Here is a 15,729-nt window from a genome sequence, read left to right as displayed (position 1 = left end):
AATCATTTGGTTTTTAATTCGCCTGCTAATTTTGGCAAATCTAAACCGGCGTAAGTGCCAGAACTCATCATCAATAAGTTTGTACTTTGATAATCTAAACCCTTCAAATAAGCTTCTAATTTTGCTGCATTATCAAAATACAACAAGTTTTCATCCTCAAAAGCTAGCTTAATATCTTGCTCAGTTAAAGGCTGCATTTTCTTTTGTTCAAAAGTTTTTGCATCGATGTAGACGATAGCTAAATCAGCATCGCTCATTGCACCTTTGTATTCCTTTAAAAACTCTTTATTTAAACTACTGAAAGTGTGCAGCTCCATAAAAGCTACCAGTTTTCTATCTGTAAATTGAGCTTTTACCGCATGGATAGTCGCTTTCAATTTAGATGGCGAATGTGCAAAATCTTTGTAAACATTGGTTTGATCTACGGCACTAATCAACTCCAAGCGCTTTGCTGCACCAGCGAAAGAACTAATGGCAGCATTAAATCCATCTTCATCAATCCCTAACTGTGCACAAACTTGTTTAGCTGCATTTAAATTCATCAAATTATGATCGCCAAATACGTTTAATGCAGTATGTTGAGGCAACAGATAACTTACCCCGTCTTTTACTTCGTGAGCAGGAATTCCGTAAGGTATTTTCACCACATTAGCAGTCGATTGCACTACGGTTTGCTTCAATTCCTCATCTAACTCACAATAAATTAATTTACCATTTGGAGTAATGGTATCAATGAACTTTGCAAATTGCTCAACGTAATCCGCAAAAGTTGGAAATACATTGATATGATCCCAAGCTATACCGCTAATTACAGCGATGTTGGCATGGTACAAATGAAATTTCGGTCTTCTATCAATCGGTGAGGCCAAATATTCATCACCTTCTATCACCATAATTGGGGCCGAATCGGTAATTTTCACCATCGTATCAAAACCAGCCAATTGAGCACCAACTAAATAGTCGAACTCTTTTTGGTGGAAATTCAGCACATGTAAAATCATCGAAGTAATGGTGGTTTTACCATGACTTCCACCAATGACCACCCTGATTTTCTCTTTCGATTGCTCGTAGATATAGGCAGGGTAAGAATAGATTTTCAAGCCTAGCTCTTGTGCTTTTAACAACTCAGGATTATCTACGCGGGCATGCATCCCTAAAATAATAGCATCAATATCTGAAGTAATTCGGTTTTCATTCCAACCCATTTCAGTTGGCAATAAACCGTGTTTATCCAATCGGCTTTTCGAAGGTTCGTAAACTACATCGTCCGAACCCGTAACAGCAAAACCTTTTTGATGTAAAGCGATGGCTAAATTGTGCATTGCAGCACCGCCAATGGCTATTAAATGAATACGCATACTTTTCAATTATTAAATGAGTAAATTCTAAATGACAAAATGGGCATCATGCCTATTCAAAATTTACTCACTTTATCATTTAATCATTTTGTAAACTTGGCCGAAACCCAGTTATCTATTTTCTTGTGGTTTTGATAAATTAAACCAAATTGTTCACAGTGTGATTTAATGATATCCAAATCTGGAGTTTCATAAAATCCGCTGAAAAAAATCAACCCATCTTTCTTTAATACAGAAACGTAAGTCTCTATTTGGTCTAAAAGGATATTCCTATTGATATTTGCTAAAATAATATCAAAATTCTGATGTGGAATAGCTTCCTTACTGCCATGCAAAGAAACTAAGTTATTGATATGATTCAGCTTCGCATTTTCGATTGCACTTTCATAACAAACTTCATCGTAATCAATGGCGACAACATCTTTCGCTCCTCTTTTAGCAGCTAGAATCCCTAAAATAGCTGTACCCGCTCCCATATCCAACACAGAAGTTCCCTCAAAATCAGTCTCTAAAATATACCGCATCATCATCGTTGTAGTTTGATGGTGACCGGTACCAAAAGACATTTTAGGGTCGATGACGATTTCGTACTGATATTGGGGTTGTGCTTCGTGAAAAGTAGCCCTAACGTAACAGTTATCGGTAATAATTAAGGGACTGAAATTACTTTCCCATTCCTTATTCCAATTTTCTGAAGCCACTTCTTCTACTTCATAGTTCGCATTTAGCGATTGATGCTCAGCTAAAACAACGTCAAGCTTAGCATGATCAAACAAACTCTTTTGCACAAAAGCATCGAAGCCATTTGTAGTATCTTCAAAAGTTTCAAAATCAATATCAGCCAAGTCTGCAATTAGCAAATCTTTTTGATACTCTTCAATTTCGCCAAAGGCGAAACTTACTTTCAGGTAGTCCATATTTTAAAAAACCATTTAAGGCATATAAGTTCATACTTGACTTATATGGCATACTGCTAAAATTCAATTTGACTTTTTGGTTGTATATACCTGTAAAACAGACCCTGAAATAAATTCAGGGTGACGTAGAACGCCCACTCCGTCATGATGAATTTATTATGTTATAGGCGGGTGTCCTCACCCGCCTATGTATTAAAACTTTTTGTTTTATATTTCTTGTCAGTCTGAGCTTGTCGAAGACGCTATAAAAAATGCTTCAACAACTCGTTCCGATACTTCGGGAAGCTCAACATGACGCATTTCACTTAAAGCTCTCTTTTGTATTAAGAATTTAATGCTTTAATAATATCTGTAAAATCACGAGATTTCAAGGAAGCACCACCAATTAAACCACCATCGATATCTGCTTGCGAGAACAATTCAGGTGCATTTTTCGCATTACAGCTTCCTCCGTATAAAATCGTAGTATCATCAGCAACGTTAACGCCATACTTAGCTTCCACTTTAGATCTGATGAAAGCATGGATATCTTGTGCTTGTTCTGGAGTAGCAGTTAAACCTGTACCAATTGCCCAAACTGGCTCGTAGGCCAATACCACTTTACCAAAATCTTCGGCACTTAAACCAAATACGCCTTCTTCCAATTGAGTTTCTATTACCTTGAAATAGCTTCCGTTATTTCTCTCATCTAAAGTTTCGCCAATACAGAAAATTGGAGTTAAGTTATTTGCTAATGCAGTAACTGTTTTTTCAGCCAATAACTGGTTGCTTTCTGCGAAATATTGTCTACGCTCAGAGTGACCGATAATCACATACTCTGCACCTGTAGATTTAATCATTTTTGCAGAAGTTTCGCCAGTGTAAGCACCATTTTCGTTTTGGTGACAGTTTTGCGCACCAATTTTAACAATACCTGATGACAACTGCGCTAAGCTGTTCAAATGAATAGCAGGAGAGCAGATTACAGCAATTTGATTGCCTTTTTTCTCATCTCTAACCATGTTTACAATTTCAGAGAACAATGATACACCTTCATTGTAATCGTTATTCATTTTCCAGTTTCCTGCAACTATTTGTTTTCTCATTTCTATATTGGGTTTTATGTTGTACGTTCTAAATTCCTTGAGTCGTAACTCGTCAATCTAAAATCGTAATTTAAAAATGTCTGTATTCTTTTGTCAGCTCAAAAATATGAGATATAATTTCTTTTTCGGTTTCGTTTAAGATTAAATCTCTGCGTTCGAAAACCAAAGCGGCGGTTTCTATCATTTTATCTAAGGCATAAATATCAAAGCCATGTGCGCCGCCCCAAGCAAAATCAGGTATAAAATTACGTGGAAAGCCCGACCCGAAAATATTGGCGCTTACTCCTGCTACCGTTCCTGTATTAAACATGGTGTTAATAGCACATTTGGCATGGTCGGCCATAATTAAGCCGCAGAACTGCAATCCAGTTTTTCTGAAGTTCTCCTTTTCATAATCCCACAAACGAACTTCCCCATAGTTATTTTTAAGGTTTGAGTTATTGCTATCCGCACCTATATTACACCATTGTCCCATTACCGAGTTACCTAAATAACCTTCATGTCCTTTGGATGAGTAACCCCAAATTACGGCATTATTAATCTCTCCGCCTACCCTACTGAAAGGTCCAATGGTAGTTTTACCATAAATTTTAGCGCCCATTTTCACTTGCGAATCGTTACACAAGGCAAACGAACCCCTGATATGACAACCTTCCCAAACTTGACTATTTTTACCTAAGTAAATTGGTCCCTGCAGCGTATTAAATGTAGCACATTCTGCAGTTGCACCTTCCTCCACAAAAATCTGGTCTCCTAAAATGGTGTTTGTTCCGCTTAATCTGGCCGATGTTTTTCCTTTGGTCAATAATGCAAAATCTTTCTGAAGCTCTACATCATTCAAACCAAAAATATGCTCGGGATAATCTATCTTCACAAAACTTGATAGGTACGCCACACGTTCCAAACTATTTAGCGCTTCATGATAGTTAAGCGATGAACTGGCGTGATATGCAATTATGATATCTGCAGCATGTAATACTTCGCCATCTTTCAGATTGGTTACAGCCTCCAGCAATTCTTCATCTGGACAGATAGAACCGTTAATAAATAGATTTGAATTAGCTAGAGTAAATTTCCTGCTAAGATACTCCTGCGTGAGATAGCCAAAATCAGCATTAAGATACTTCCCCCATTTTTCGGCGATGGTTAAAATTCCCATCCTTAAATCAGCGACAGGTCTTGTAAAAGTTAAAGGCCTAAGCGAAAACCAAGATTTATCATCAAAAAGATTGATTACCATAAGCTACAAAAATAAAAAAAGCCCACGATTTAAATCGTGGGCTTTGAAAAAAATATCTTTTTAAGCTAAAATTATTTTTTAGCGTAACGGTTTTTGAATTTATCGATACGACCAGCTGTATCTACTAACTTCATTTTACCAGTATAAAAAGGGTGTGAAGTGTGAGAAATCTCTAATTTGTAAAGAGGATACTCGTTACCATCTTCCCATTTAATTGTTTCTTTAGTTTCAACACAAGATTTAGTTAAGAAAGAATATTCGTTAGACATATCTTTAAAAACAACGAATCTGTAGCTTGATGGATGCAAATCTTTTTTCATAATCTATTTAATTTTATTTTGAAACCTCAGGGCAACCTTTGCAATTTGCTGGCAAACAATGCTGATGAGTGCTTCTTATCTTTTATCTCTATTTTTAGAGGTGCAAATATCAAGATAATTTTTCAGACTTACAATAGATGAAAAACAATATTTTCACAAAGTCACTTCCAAGATAGACAGACACCTACTCCCTGTGCTTATACAAATTAGAACATTTGGATGTTTTCCGAAATCAAATCTGTATCAAAAACCGCTCGGGCTTCACCCTGACGGATAAATCTCGTGCCACCATTTTTATTATCGATGTTAATCAAACCATAACGGACATTTCTTAACACTGCACCATCTTTAGTGCCTGAGATAATGATACCGAAAATAGCCGAATTAGTACCCGAAACTGATTTCACTTTCCCATAGATGGTAAAATCATTGCCTTTACCACTAATTGCTGTTACAATACTGGTATCGGCATCAGTTAGAAATTTCCTACCTATTAACTTAATATTGTTATCACTATCTTGACTTAAAAACTTAACGGTCACATCTGTGAAAGTTAAAGAAGCTGGATCCTCTGGACGATTGCTTTTTAACAATTTTAATGGTTTAATTGCAAAAGCACCTTCCATGTTTGGTGGGGTCGCATCTAAATTTAATGATATACCTAACTTGGTAAGCGTATCCTGATACTGCTTAGGAATAATCTCGTTGATTTTCCTTTTTAATTCTTCTTTTTTTATCGCTTCAACAACTTCTTCATTTTCATTACCTTTTTTACAAGAAGAAAAAATAACAGCGCAAAGCGATATAAACAAAACAACTTTAGTTCTTTTCATTTCAGTTCAATTTTAATTTTCGATTAATTCCTAATCAAAACTGAAGGTTTAAAAGAACTCAAACCATACCGCTGTGGGTGATTTTTGTATTTACAGAATTCCTTGTTGCTTTGCTTTCAATACCGCCTCTGCCCTACATACCACATGCAGCTTTTTATAGATATGCTTTACATGGGTCCGTATAGTTTCATAACTAATAAAGGCTTTATCTGCCATATCTTTATAGCTAAGTCCTTGAACCATTAATGCCAGTATTTCTTTTTCTCTGTTACTCAAACCTAAATCTCCTTGATTTGGAGCTACCAAAATCACATTTCTGTTCACAAAAAAACCCATTACTTTTTGAGCAATCGAAGTAGACATGGCGCCACCTCCGTTATAAACTTCTCTAATTGCTTCTACTTGCCTTATTGGGCTATCGGTTTTAAGGATATAACCAGATGCACCGGCACAAAGCGCACTAAATATTTTCTCACTATCGTTGAAAACAGTCTGAATCAACACTTTAATCTCTGGAAATTCTTCCCTGATCATCTTAGTTGCTTCAATACCATTCCGGCCAGGCATTTCAATATCCATCAGCACCACATTTGGCTGGCTAAACCTAATATCGCCCTGTACTTGATTTACGTTGGCAAACGCTCCTGTACAAACAAAGCCTGGCAGTGCATTAATTATAGTCTGCAAAGCCTCTCTAATTAGCCTATTATCTTCAAATATTGCAACCTTAATATCCATGTTTGCTTATTTTGATATCCCTTTGAATTTATAAGTAAAATGCACAGAAGTACCTTGATTTGGTACACTTGACAACATTAGCTTAGCATTAATTTCTCTTGCCCTACTGTTCATGTTCAACAAACCATTGCCATTAGTTTCTCTTTCCACCAAGAAGCCCTTTCCAGTATCCTTTACACTCACGATCAACAGCTTTTGTTTTACCTCAAATACAACTTCCAGTTCTTCAGCTTCGCTATATTTAACTGCATTATTAATTGCCTCTTTACAAATTAGGTAGATATTTTTACGAGCTTGCATAGGCAATTTCACTTCGTCTAATTTGCCAATTTCACGAAAACCCAGCTGAATTTGCTTTGCATTAGTAGTTTGAATGGCAAATTCTTTTAATCTTCCTATTAAATCTTGCAAATGATCTAGCCGAGGATTAACTGTCCAAACAATATCATTAAGTTTTGCCACCATTTCTGCAGCGTTATCTTTAATGATATCCAAAGAGCCTTGTACCCTTTCGGGTTGTTGATTCTTGATTTGTTCTTGAGCAATATAACTATACATCGCTATTCCACTTAAGGTTGCCCCAACTTCATCATGCAAATCCTGACTGATTTTGGTTCTCATATTGGCCAATCGCAAACGTTGAAGCGTATAATAACGATAGGCAACAAATGCAATTACTACCATACCCAAAACTAGCAACAACACATAAATCCTTGTATTTGCCAAGCTTTGTTTGCTTTTTGAATCAGCCAATTCTAGCTTAAAAATTGTTTTCTCGTTATTGATTCCCGTTAATAGCAAAGACTGGATTTGCCTGTTATTTCTATTGTAAGTCACAGTCTCTCGTTTCGATTTCAATTCCAAAGTTCTGTTCAGCAGTTGCACATTGTCATATTTACGATAGAGTTTAATCGCAATGTCCAAAAACATAGCAGCATAGAAATCATTTAACTGCGGATATTTTTTCAATACAGCAAATCCCTCATCTAGATACTGAAAAGCCAATTTCTTATCACCTTTTGCAGCTGCGCATTCGGCCATGCCGCTACACGCTGTCAGCTCTACATCAAACTCATCCGCCTTGATGGCGTAAAACTTGGTAAGCTCAAAATATTTGTATGCACTATCTATCTCCACATTTAACAAGTAAGCATTGCCTGTATTGAGCGCTCCAGTAGCTACACCTCTTTCAGAATTAATTTCTCTAGCCTTTTTTAAGGACAATCTACTGAAAAAAATGGCACTATCTGGGACGTTCAGCTTTTCATAGGTTTCTGCCAAATTCCCCAAAATATGATGAGGCTTGGTCAAATCCATATAGAACTTTTTATAGGGCGGCTGTTTAGCAAATGTTAATGACTTTTTAAACGAAACCTTTGCCTGCTCCAGTTTATTATTGTTCAAGTGAAACAAGCCAATGAAGTTATATGAATCGGCCATCAGCACACTATCTTTTAAGATTTTAGCTATGGTTTCGCCCTTCAGCGACTCTTGCAACCCCAATAAATGCAAATTATTATAGTAATAAATTTCAGCCTGACAAGTAGTTAGGTAATATGCAAATTGGGTAGGTTTTCGAGAACTGTCTATCGCATAAATTTTATTAAGGCAATACTGTGCAGAGTCATACTGGTCGTTACTCATGTAGGCATAGGCCTTTTCCAAAATTAACTTTTGGGCTAGACTGCCTTCGGTCTTATCCAATCTCTTTTGTGCATAAACCAAATCACAAAGCAAAAACACGACAAAAAAAATCTTTATTTTCATTTAAATAAATATAATCATCATTTGCTTATGTATCCTTAGCGCACTGAAAGCTTTGCAATATAAATACTTATCTCTTTTGAAACGATACCCCATTGGGGTATTTATTAAACTATAGAAGACTTTTTCAACGGCCTAATTCGTGTAACAAAAGCCACTTAAAAATTGGTCAAAAAGCCCCTAATTGTTATATTGCGAACTTACCTAGTTCGAAAACCTTTAAATTTTATTCATGGAGTTATACTATTCTTTTTCCGTTCTCATCGTTCTTGCGTCTTTTTTCTCGTATCTCAATCTTCGATATTTAAAGTTACCTTCTACTATTGGCATCATGATTATTGCCATGATATCGTCTATCATTTTAGTAATTACAGGTCATTTATTTCCTGATACTTTCACTCATTTCTCCAACCTTTTAAAGGATGTAGATTTTACGGAAGTATTGATGGGCGCCATGCTAAACTTTCTACTCTTTGCGGGTGCTATCCATATCAACCTAAAAGATTTAAAGGAACAACGTGGGCCAATTGTAATATTCTCTACCGTTAGTGTGGTTATATCCACTTTTGTAGTTGGCGGAATTGTTTTTTATGTTGCGCCATTACTCGGTTTAAATATTCCTTTTCTTTATTGTTTGTTATTTGGAGCCTTGATATCTCCTACCGACCCAATTGCGGTAATGGGCGTGTTAAAGGAAGCCAAAGTGAAGAAATCATTAGAAACGAAAGTTGCAGGCGAATCGCTATTTAATGATGGTGTTGCGGTTGTGGTTTTCGCTGTTATCTTGCAGTTAACGCAAAGTAGCGACTTAGATATTTCGTTTGGCAATATCTCTTGGCTATTGATTAAAGAAGCAGCTGGTGGATTTATAGTTGGTGCTTTACTAGGTATTGGGGCATCAAACGCCATGCGTAAAATCGATGATTACAAAGTATCTGTTTTGATTACTTTATCGGTAGTGATGGGCGGTTATTTAATTGCCAGAGGGATGCATATTTCTGGTCCGCTAACCATGGTTGCGGCAGGTATTGTGATTGGAAATTATGGCAAAAGAACAGCCATGTCTACTACTACTAAAGATTATCTAAATAAATTTTGGGAGTTGATTGATGAAATATTAAACGCCATTTTATTCCTGTTTATCGGCTTCGAATTATTGATTATCCCTAACATTACCAACTACTGGATCATGGGTGGCCTAAGTATTTTAATTGTACTTTTTGCCAGATTTATCTCTATTTACATCCCTGTTAAAGTAATTCCATTTAAAAACAAATTTAGTAAGGGAACAATAAAAGTATTGGTTTGGGGAGGTTTAAGAGGTGGCGTTTCCATTGCCTTGGCTTTATCCATTGATGAAGGCCCACACAAGCCGGTAATTTTGGCCACCACTTATTTTATTGTGGTATTCTCCATTATTGCACAAGGTTTAACCGTTGGCAAAGTGGCTACGAGGGCGCTTTCTCAGGAGGAAGAGTAAAGTATTGTCCGTCATTTCGACTGGAGCGCAGCGTAATGGAGAAATCTTTAAGTCAAATTATTATTCAAAGATTTCTCGACTTCACTATGTTTCGCTCGAAATGACGACAAGATATAAAACTCAAGACTTCGAATATTTATTCCAAATCTCCAGCTTAGCTTTTTGCCTAGCGATGTACGCATCTGCGATTACTTCCCCAGAGCTAGAGTTTTTGGCACTTTCCAATAGTTGCTTCAATTTATCTTGGTCTACATCGGCACGGTAAAGAATTTGCACCAATTTAGAAAAATCATCTTCTACCAAATATTCAAAAGCTTTCACCAAAACCTCTCTCAATTGATTTTCAGCTATATCTTCTGGCAGTTCAAAATCTTTGCCTACCATTTTTGCCAATGACATGCTCATCTAATCTCCTGACAAAGTTCAATTAAAACACCATTCGTTCCTTTTGGATGCACAAAGCAAATCAACTTATTGTCTGCACCTTTTTTAGGCTCTTCGTTTAACAACACAAAACCTTCATTCCTCAATCTTTCCATTTCAGCATAAATATCATCCACCTCAAAAGCAATGTGATGTATGCCCTCTCCTCTCTTGGCAATAAACTTAGCGATAGCGCTATCATCAGCTGTGCTAGCTAATAATTCTATCTTATTTTCTCCAGTTTTGAAAAAGGCCGTGTCAACATTTTCACTCTCCACTCGCTCGGTTTTATAGCAATTTGTACCCAACAATTGCTCGTACAAAGTAGATGCTTTTTGCAAATCAGCCACCGCTATCCCTATATGTTCTATTTTATTCATAATGAAGTTATGAGTTGCGAGTTACAGGTTGTGGGAGCGTGAACACGTAACCCTCAACTCCTAACCCGAAACTATTCTCGTTATCAGAATGTAAAAATGCAGGTTTTATCTATAGCTTCATAGCCATTATCTATAATTGTTCGGAAAGTTTTTTCGTATCTTTGTATTGTTAAAAGCTGAAAAGCGTTAAGCCCTCAGCTAAATTTTAAAAATTAAATATTAGATGGAACTTCCTATTTACTTAGATAATAATGCTACAACACCTCTAGATCCAAGAGTATTGGAAGCTATGTTGCCTTATTTCACTAACAAATTTGGTAATGCAGCTAGCCGTAACCACGCTTTTGGCTGGGTTGCTGAAGAAGGTGTAGACTATGCCCGCGAACAAGTTGCAAAATTGATTGGCTGTACAGAAAAAGAAATCATCTTTACTTCTGGCGCTACTGAGGCTGATAACTTGGCGATCAAAGGTGTTTTCGAAATGTATGCTGATAAAGGTAATCACATCATTACCGCTACTACAGAGCACAAAGCTGTTTTAGATACCTGCAAGCATTTAGAAAAACAAGGTGCAAAAGTTACTTATCTACAAGTTAAAGAAGATGGTTTAATTGACCTAGCTGAATTAGAAGCTGCAATGACACCGGAAACCATTTTGGTAACCATCATGTATGGTAATAACGAAATTGGTGTAGTACAACCTATCAAAGAAATTTCTGCTATCGCTCACAAACACGGTGCTTTATTTTTTACTGATGCTACACAAGCGGTTGGTAAAATTCCGGTAGATGTAAATGCTGATGGAATTGACTTAATGGCTTTCAGTGCGCACAAAATGTACGGACCAAAAGGTGTTGGTGCTTTATACGTACGTAGAAAAAACCCAAGAGTTAAGGTTACTTCACAAATGGATGGCGGTGGTCATGAGCGTGGTATGCGTTCTGGCACGTTAAATGTACCAGGTATTGTAGGTTTAGGTAAAGCTTGTGAGCTTTGTCGCTTAGAAATGGATGAAGAAGCTAAACGTTTATCTGCTTTGCGTGATAAATTAGAAACCTCTTTAAATACAATGGAAGAAAGTTATGTAAATGGTAATACACAACATCGTTTACCTCACGTAGCTAATATTTCTTTTAAATATGTTGAAGGCGAAGGTTTAATGATGGCGATGAAAGATTTAGCAGTTTCTTCAGGTTCGGCTTGTACTTCGGCTTCATTAGAACCATCTTACGTGTTAAAGGCGTTAGGTCTTTCTGATGATTTGGCACACTCTTCAATCCGTTTTGGATTAGGAAGATTTACTACAGAAGAAGAAGTTGACTACGCAATAGAAAACACTAGAAAAGCAGTTAACCACTTAAGAGACCTTTCTCCACTTTGGGAAATGTTTAAAGAAGGAATTGACTTGAGCAAAATTGAGTGGGCAGAACACTAAAGAGAATTACGATTGTAGATTTACGAGTTACGATTTGAAATAGACAATCATTAAATAAATTAAGAATATAACAATTTACGGTGGCAGACAATCTAAAATCGTAAATCTAAAATCTAAAATATCATGGCATATTCAGAAAAAGTAATTGACCACTATACCAACCCTAGAAACGTTGGTACTTTAAATAAAGACAATAAAAACGTAGGTACTGGTTTAGTAGGTGCTCCAGAGTGCGGCGACGTGATGCGTTTACAAATTGAAGTTGATGACAACAATATGATTACCGATGCTAAATTCAAAACTTTTGGATGCGGTTCGGCTATTGCTTCTTCATCTTTAGCTACAGAATGGTTAAAAGGTAAATCCATTGACGAGGCTTTGGCTATCGATAATATGGATTTAGTTGAAGAATTGGCTTTGCCTCCAGTAAAAATCCACTGTTCGGTATTAGCTGAAGATGCTATCAAATCTGCAATTAACGATTACCGCGTTAAAAACGGAATGGAAGCATTAGAGTTACCTAAATCACACCACTAAGAAATTTTAGATTTTAGATTTGCATCATGCAGGTCAATCGTAAATCTAAAATCGTAAACCGTAAATATCATGATTACTATCACAGATAAAGCAAAAAGTAAAATAGACACCTTAATGCAGGATTCTGAAATGGGTTCTGATTATTTTTTACGTGTGTCTGTAAAAGGAGGTGGCTGTTCTGGTTTGTCTTATAATTTAGATTTTGACAACGAAGAACAAAAAGGCGATCAATTTTTTGAAGACCGAGGAATTAGAATTGCTTTAGATATGAAATCCTTTTTATATCTAGCAGGCACAGAATTAGACTTCACTGATGGCTTAAACGGTAAAGGATTTAACTTTGTTAATCCAAACGCTAGCCGTACTTGCGGTTGTGGGGAAAGTTTTTCTGTATAGCTTTTCGAAAATCATTATAAAAAGGCACTGCTTCACAGCAGTGCCTTTTTTGTTTTACACTAACCGAATGAGACTAAATAATAATGCTTGGTATAAAAATTGAGCTAAGTGGAAGAAAAAGCCCTATTCCATGATTTTACAAGCGATACAAGCCAAGAATTTTGACGAAGCAAAACAATTATTACAAGCTGGTGAAAAGCTAGACCCATCGTTAAACATCTACACCAAAAGCCAGATTTTCGACACCTTACTAAAGGAAAAGCAATTTGAAATTCTGCAACTTCTCTTCAAAGACAACACCATCGAATTAGATATTTATGAACTCGATAGTTTCAACAATACCATTTTCGATAGAATTCTATATAGTTTAAATACCGATGAAGATTCGTTGGCTTTTCTAGACGATTTCTTTTCAAAAGTTGAGAATATCAATGATGAAGTTGCTGGCTCAACATTACTTTCGTATTTTTTTGGAAAAGAAGCTCCCTTAGCGTTTATATCTAAATTAGTAGATGCTGGTGCTGACATCAACTTTAAAAATAATGCTGAAGAAGGTTACCTACATCAGGTTGCTAAAACTTATACCAGAAATCCTGAATTGCTCATTAGTTATATTGATTTTTTGATTGAACAAGGTCTAGATATAAACGAAGGAAACGTAGTCGAAAAAACACCGCTTTACCAAGCTATAGACCTTAATAGAAAAGAATTTATTGCTCCACTATTAAAAGCAGGTGCAGATCCTAACCAAGAAAGCAAAGAAGGAAAAAGCTGTTTCTATTTAGCAGTAGCCGAAAAATTAGACCTAGAAACTTATCAGTTATTAAAGGAATATGCTAGTCCAGATTTCGATGCGCTAAATAAAGATCAGGTCAGTATGTTTTTTGAATATGTTCGAATTAGTTACAGTGGCAGCGAAAAAGAACTTCAATTATTAGCTGAGCTTTTAAAAGACGGCGCAGATTTATATCAAATCAATTCTTATTACGGAAGAGAAACCAGGCCTGTAGATATATTGGCTGAGAAAAAATCTGAAATACTTCAAACTGCATTAACTAATGGGAATATAGATATCAACCGACAAGATGATGAAGGAAATACACTTCTACATAAGGTATGTGCCTATAACGTTAATTACGAAGCAGAAAAGGCGAAGGAAACCTATAGAAAAGTAAAACTGTTACTCGAGAATGGTGCAGATAAAAACATCACTAATAACAAAGACCAAACTGCTCTAGCACTTGCCAGCGATGACAATTTAAAAATCAAAACAGTAGAATTATTGATGAAATAATTTTTAGTTCATTTGTTCACTGGTTCATTAGCTAGCGACCATTTGTTTTATTGATTATTGGTTATTTATAATTCTAAATTCTTTCATTTACTCATCTAACATTTCTCATTATGTCGATGTCATTTATAATTGCCTGCGAGTCAGGAAAACGCAAAATAGCCGAATTACTACTTAGCAACGGAGAGGCTGATCCAAAATATACGGATGAAAGAGGAAGAACGGCACTTCATTATGCTGCTCATCACGGTTTTTTAGACTTAGTAAAGATGCTACTTGATAGCGGAGCTAATGTAAACTACGAAGACCAGGCCGGAGAAACTCCCCTATATTTTGCCCTTTTGCAAAAGCAGAAGCAAACGGCTTTGTATCTGCTAGAAAAAGGTGCTAATACAGAAATTAGAGACCACAAAGGCAACAGTTTAATACATCTCGCTGCTCTTTATGGTCAAGTAGAGATTTTAAACAAACTTTTGGAAAGTGGTTTATCGGTAGACAACGGAAACAATCTTTCAGAAACTGCGCTACTTTTAGCCGCGGGAACTCGGAATCGCCAAGTGGCAGAAGTACTTTTAAATAATGGAGCGGATGTAAATACTACAGATAAACAAGGCAATTCGCCATTGTTAGTTGCAGTAGCTTCCAAAAATTCTCCAACGGTAGAACTTCTACTGCAAAATGGAGCCGACATCAACCACAGTAATCATAACGGAGAAAACGCACTGCTACTAGCCTGTTATGACACCAACAGAATGATGATTAAGTTTTTGGTAGAAAATGGGGCCGATGTGCTTACCACTAACAAAAATGGCCTATCTCCTATTTGGTATGCTTGTGCACATAATCAAAAAGAAGTGGTGGAATTGTTCTTAGATAAAGGTGTAGATGTAAATTATGCCAAACCAGTAGTGTCTTCAGACAATTCTATGTCTTCGTACCTTGATTGGGTAGAAACTGCTACCAATTTGAGTAACGAGGCAAGTTTCTCACTTAATAATGCTTACAGTTATGGCGGCGAAAGCTTAATGCATGTAGCAGCAAAAAGCGGTCATGTTAGTATGATTAAACTATTGCTTAGCAAAGGCGCTAATGTAAATGTGCAAGACGAGAGCGGAAATACTCCACTTCATTATGCGGCGGCAAATGGTAAAAAAGATATGGCAGCAATTTTATTAGAAAATAAAGCTGACCCTACAGTAGTAAATACCAAAGAGCAAAGAGCCATTGATTACGCAAATATTAAAGGCTTTAATGAAATTACCGAACTATTGATTAAATATGGCCCAGCTAGTTCAACTGCTCAAGCTGCACAAACTGACAGCAAGCTTGAACAAAAATCTACTAACATAGTTGATAAAAAGCAAGCTTTATTAGACCTTAAAGAATTATTGGATGCAGGAATTTTAACACAGGAAGAATTTAATGCAGAAAAAACGAAAATCCTTCAAGGAAGTTGATCTCCATAAAAGTTCCGAATTAAATTTGAAGATATTTAACTTTTAAGATGTAGGAAATAGACATTGGCGGGGACG

Annotated in this window: 16 protein-coding genes; 6 read left to right on the top strand and 10 right to left on the bottom strand. The window is 36.3% G+C overall.

Translation table 11 applies throughout. The features are described from left to right. Window positions 1-2 precede the first annotated feature (2 nt). The 8 genes from CRO54_RS00475 to CRO54_RS00440 all read right to left on the bottom strand — a co-directional run bounded on the left by CRO54_RS00475 (window position 3) and on the right by CRO54_RS00440 (window position 8,258). Window positions 3-1,358: a UDP-N-acetylmuramate--L-alanine ligase gene (locus CRO54_RS00475; protein ID WP_097127432.1), complete on the bottom strand. Its 1,356-nt coding sequence runs from the start codon at window positions 1,356-1,358 to the stop codon at window positions 3-5. Window positions 1,359-1,441: 83 nt separating this feature from the next. Continuing rightward, a complete protein-coding gene (gene prmA, locus CRO54_RS00470; protein WP_097127430.1) occupies window positions 1,442-2,275 on the bottom strand; it encodes a 50S ribosomal protein L11 methyltransferase in 834 nt (277 codons plus the stop codon). Window positions 2,276-2,598: 323 nt separating this feature from the next. After that, complete coding sequence (tpiA, locus tag CRO54_RS00465) at window positions 2,599-3,360, bottom strand: triose-phosphate isomerase (protein ID WP_097127428.1); 762 nt, start codon at window positions 3,358-3,360, stop codon at window positions 2,599-2,601. Window positions 3,361-3,430: 70 nt separating this feature from the next. Next, complete coding sequence (locus CRO54_RS00460) at window positions 3,431-4,600, bottom strand: putative sugar nucleotidyl transferase (protein WP_097127426.1); 1,170 nt, start codon at window positions 4,598-4,600, stop codon at window positions 3,431-3,433. Window positions 4,601-4,671: 71 nt separating this feature from the next. Next, window positions 4,672-4,920 carry a type B 50S ribosomal protein L31 gene (locus CRO54_RS00455; RefSeq protein WP_097127424.1) on the bottom strand — a complete coding sequence of 83 codons (249 nt, stop codon included), beginning with the start codon at window positions 4,918-4,920 and terminating at the stop codon, window positions 4,672-4,674. 206 nt (window positions 4,921-5,126) lie between these two features. After that, window positions 5,127-5,753 (bottom strand): hypothetical protein, encoded by a 627-nt coding sequence (locus CRO54_RS00450; protein WP_097127422.1) that lies wholly within the window; start codon window positions 5,751-5,753, stop codon window positions 5,127-5,129. 90 nt (window positions 5,754-5,843) lie between these two features. Then, window positions 5,844-6,491, bottom strand: coding sequence for a response regulator transcription factor (locus tag CRO54_RS00445; RefSeq protein WP_097127419.1), 648 nt, complete (start codon window positions 6,489-6,491; stop codon window positions 5,844-5,846). Window positions 6,492-6,497: 6 nt separating this feature from the next. After that, on the bottom strand, window positions 6,498-8,258 hold the full coding sequence (locus CRO54_RS00440; RefSeq protein WP_097127417.1) for a sensor histidine kinase: 1,761 nt from the start codon (window positions 8,256-8,258) through the stop codon (window positions 6,498-6,500). A 229-nt stretch (window positions 8,259-8,487) separates the two neighbouring features. Between CRO54_RS00440 and CRO54_RS00435 the strand changes: the two genes are divergently transcribed. After that, complete coding sequence (locus CRO54_RS00435; protein WP_097127415.1) at window positions 8,488-9,735, top strand: cation:proton antiporter; 1,248 nt, start codon at window positions 8,488-8,490, stop codon at window positions 9,733-9,735. Window positions 9,736-9,855: 120 nt separating this feature from the next. On the opposite strand, the gene CRO54_RS00430 is transcribed toward CRO54_RS00435, so the two are convergent. Together CRO54_RS00430 and mce are read right to left on the bottom strand one after the other, a co-directional pair. After that, entirely contained in the window at window positions 9,856-10,134 is a 279-nt protein-coding gene (locus CRO54_RS00430; RefSeq protein ID WP_097127412.1) for a hypothetical protein, read from the bottom strand. A 2-nt stretch (window positions 10,135-10,136) separates the two neighbouring features. Next, on the bottom strand, window positions 10,137-10,538 hold the full coding sequence (gene mce / locus CRO54_RS00425) for a methylmalonyl-CoA epimerase (RefSeq protein ID WP_097127410.1): 402 nt from the start codon (window positions 10,536-10,538) through the stop codon (window positions 10,137-10,139). Between the two features lie 223 nt (window positions 10,539-10,761). On the opposite strand from mce, the gene CRO54_RS00420 reads away from it, so the two are divergent. The 5 genes from CRO54_RS00420 (at window position 10,762) to CRO54_RS00400 (ending at window position 15,654) form a co-directional block, all read left to right on the top strand. After that, window positions 10,762-11,973, top strand: a complete 1,212-nt coding sequence (locus tag CRO54_RS00420) for an IscS subfamily cysteine desulfurase (RefSeq protein ID WP_097127407.1) — start codon at window positions 10,762-10,764, stop codon at window positions 11,971-11,973. A 123-nt stretch (window positions 11,974-12,096) separates the two neighbouring features. Then, window positions 12,097-12,510 carry a Fe-S cluster assembly scaffold IscU gene (iscU, locus tag CRO54_RS00415; RefSeq protein WP_097127405.1) on the top strand — a complete coding sequence of 138 codons (414 nt, stop codon included), beginning with the start codon at window positions 12,097-12,099 and terminating at the stop codon, window positions 12,508-12,510. Between the two features lie 69 nt (window positions 12,511-12,579). Next, window positions 12,580-12,906, top strand: a complete 327-nt coding sequence (locus tag CRO54_RS00410) for a HesB/IscA family protein (protein ID WP_097127403.1) — start codon at window positions 12,580-12,582, stop codon at window positions 12,904-12,906. Between the two features lie 130 nt (window positions 12,907-13,036). Next, a complete protein-coding gene (locus tag CRO54_RS00405) occupies window positions 13,037-14,200 on the top strand; it encodes an ankyrin repeat domain-containing protein (protein ID WP_097127401.1) in 1,164 nt (387 codons plus the stop codon). A 110-nt stretch (window positions 14,201-14,310) separates the two neighbouring features. Continuing rightward, window positions 14,311-15,654 carry an ankyrin repeat domain-containing protein gene (locus CRO54_RS00400; RefSeq protein WP_097127399.1) on the top strand — a complete coding sequence of 448 codons (1,344 nt, stop codon included), beginning with the start codon at window positions 14,311-14,313 and terminating at the stop codon, window positions 15,652-15,654. Window positions 15,655-15,729 lie beyond the last annotated feature (75 nt).

The organism is Pedobacter xixiisoli (assembly GCF_900215335.1).
Classification (GTDB): domain Bacteria; phylum Bacteroidota; class Bacteroidia; order Sphingobacteriales; family Sphingobacteriaceae; genus Pedobacter; species Pedobacter xixiisoli.
Note: the sequence above shows the minus strand (reverse complement) of the source record. Positions and strands in the feature narration are given on the sequence as shown.

What these genes read in the sequence shown, in the direction of transcription:
- CRO54_RS00475 (WP_097127432.1), bottom strand. Translation starts at nt 1,358, where the DNA reads ATGCGTATTCATTTAATAGCCATTGGCGGTGCTGCAATGCACAATTTA.
- prmA (WP_097127430.1), bottom strand. Translation starts at nt 2,275, where the DNA reads ATGGACTACCTGAAAGTAAGTTTCGCCTTTGGCGAAATTGAAGAGTAT.
- tpiA (WP_097127428.1), bottom strand. Translation starts at nt 3,360, where the DNA reads ATGAGAAAACAAATAGTTGCAGGAAACTGGAAAATGAATAACGATTAC.
- CRO54_RS00460 (WP_097127426.1), bottom strand. Translation starts at nt 4,600, where the DNA reads ATGGTAATCAATCTTTTTGATGATAAATCTTGGTTTTCGCTTAGGCCT.
- CRO54_RS00455 (WP_097127424.1), bottom strand. Translation starts at nt 4,920, where the DNA reads ATGAAAAAAGATTTGCATCCATCAAGCTACAGATTCGTTGTTTTTAAA.
- CRO54_RS00450 (WP_097127422.1), bottom strand. Translation starts at nt 5,753, where the DNA reads ATGAAAAGAACTAAAGTTGTTTTGTTTATATCGCTTTGCGCTGTTATT.
- CRO54_RS00445 (WP_097127419.1), bottom strand. Translation starts at nt 6,491, where the DNA reads ATGGATATTAAGGTTGCAATATTTGAAGATAATAGGCTAATTAGAGAG.
- CRO54_RS00440 (WP_097127417.1), bottom strand. Translation starts at nt 8,258, where the DNA reads ATGAAAATAAAGATTTTTTTTGTCGTGTTTTTGCTTTGTGATTTGGTT.
- CRO54_RS00435 (WP_097127415.1), top strand. Translation starts at nt 8,488, where the DNA reads ATGGAGTTATACTATTCTTTTTCCGTTCTCATCGTTCTTGCGTCTTTT.
- CRO54_RS00430 (WP_097127412.1), bottom strand. Translation starts at nt 10,134, where the DNA reads ATGTCATTGGCAAAAATGGTAGGCAAAGATTTTGAACTGCCAGAAGAT.
- mce (WP_097127410.1), bottom strand. Translation starts at nt 10,538, where the DNA reads ATGAATAAAATAGAACATATAGGGATAGCGGTGGCTGATTTGCAAAAA.
- CRO54_RS00420 (WP_097127407.1), top strand. Translation starts at nt 10,762, where the DNA reads ATGGAACTTCCTATTTACTTAGATAATAATGCTACAACACCTCTAGAT.
- iscU (WP_097127405.1), top strand. Translation starts at nt 12,097, where the DNA reads ATGGCATATTCAGAAAAAGTAATTGACCACTATACCAACCCTAGAAAC.
- CRO54_RS00410 (WP_097127403.1), top strand. Translation starts at nt 12,580, where the DNA reads ATGATTACTATCACAGATAAAGCAAAAAGTAAAATAGACACCTTAATG.
- CRO54_RS00405 (WP_097127401.1), top strand. Translation starts at nt 13,037, where the DNA reads ATGATTTTACAAGCGATACAAGCCAAGAATTTTGACGAAGCAAAACAA.
- CRO54_RS00400 (WP_097127399.1), top strand. Translation starts at nt 14,311, where the DNA reads ATGTCGATGTCATTTATAATTGCCTGCGAGTCAGGAAAACGCAAAATA.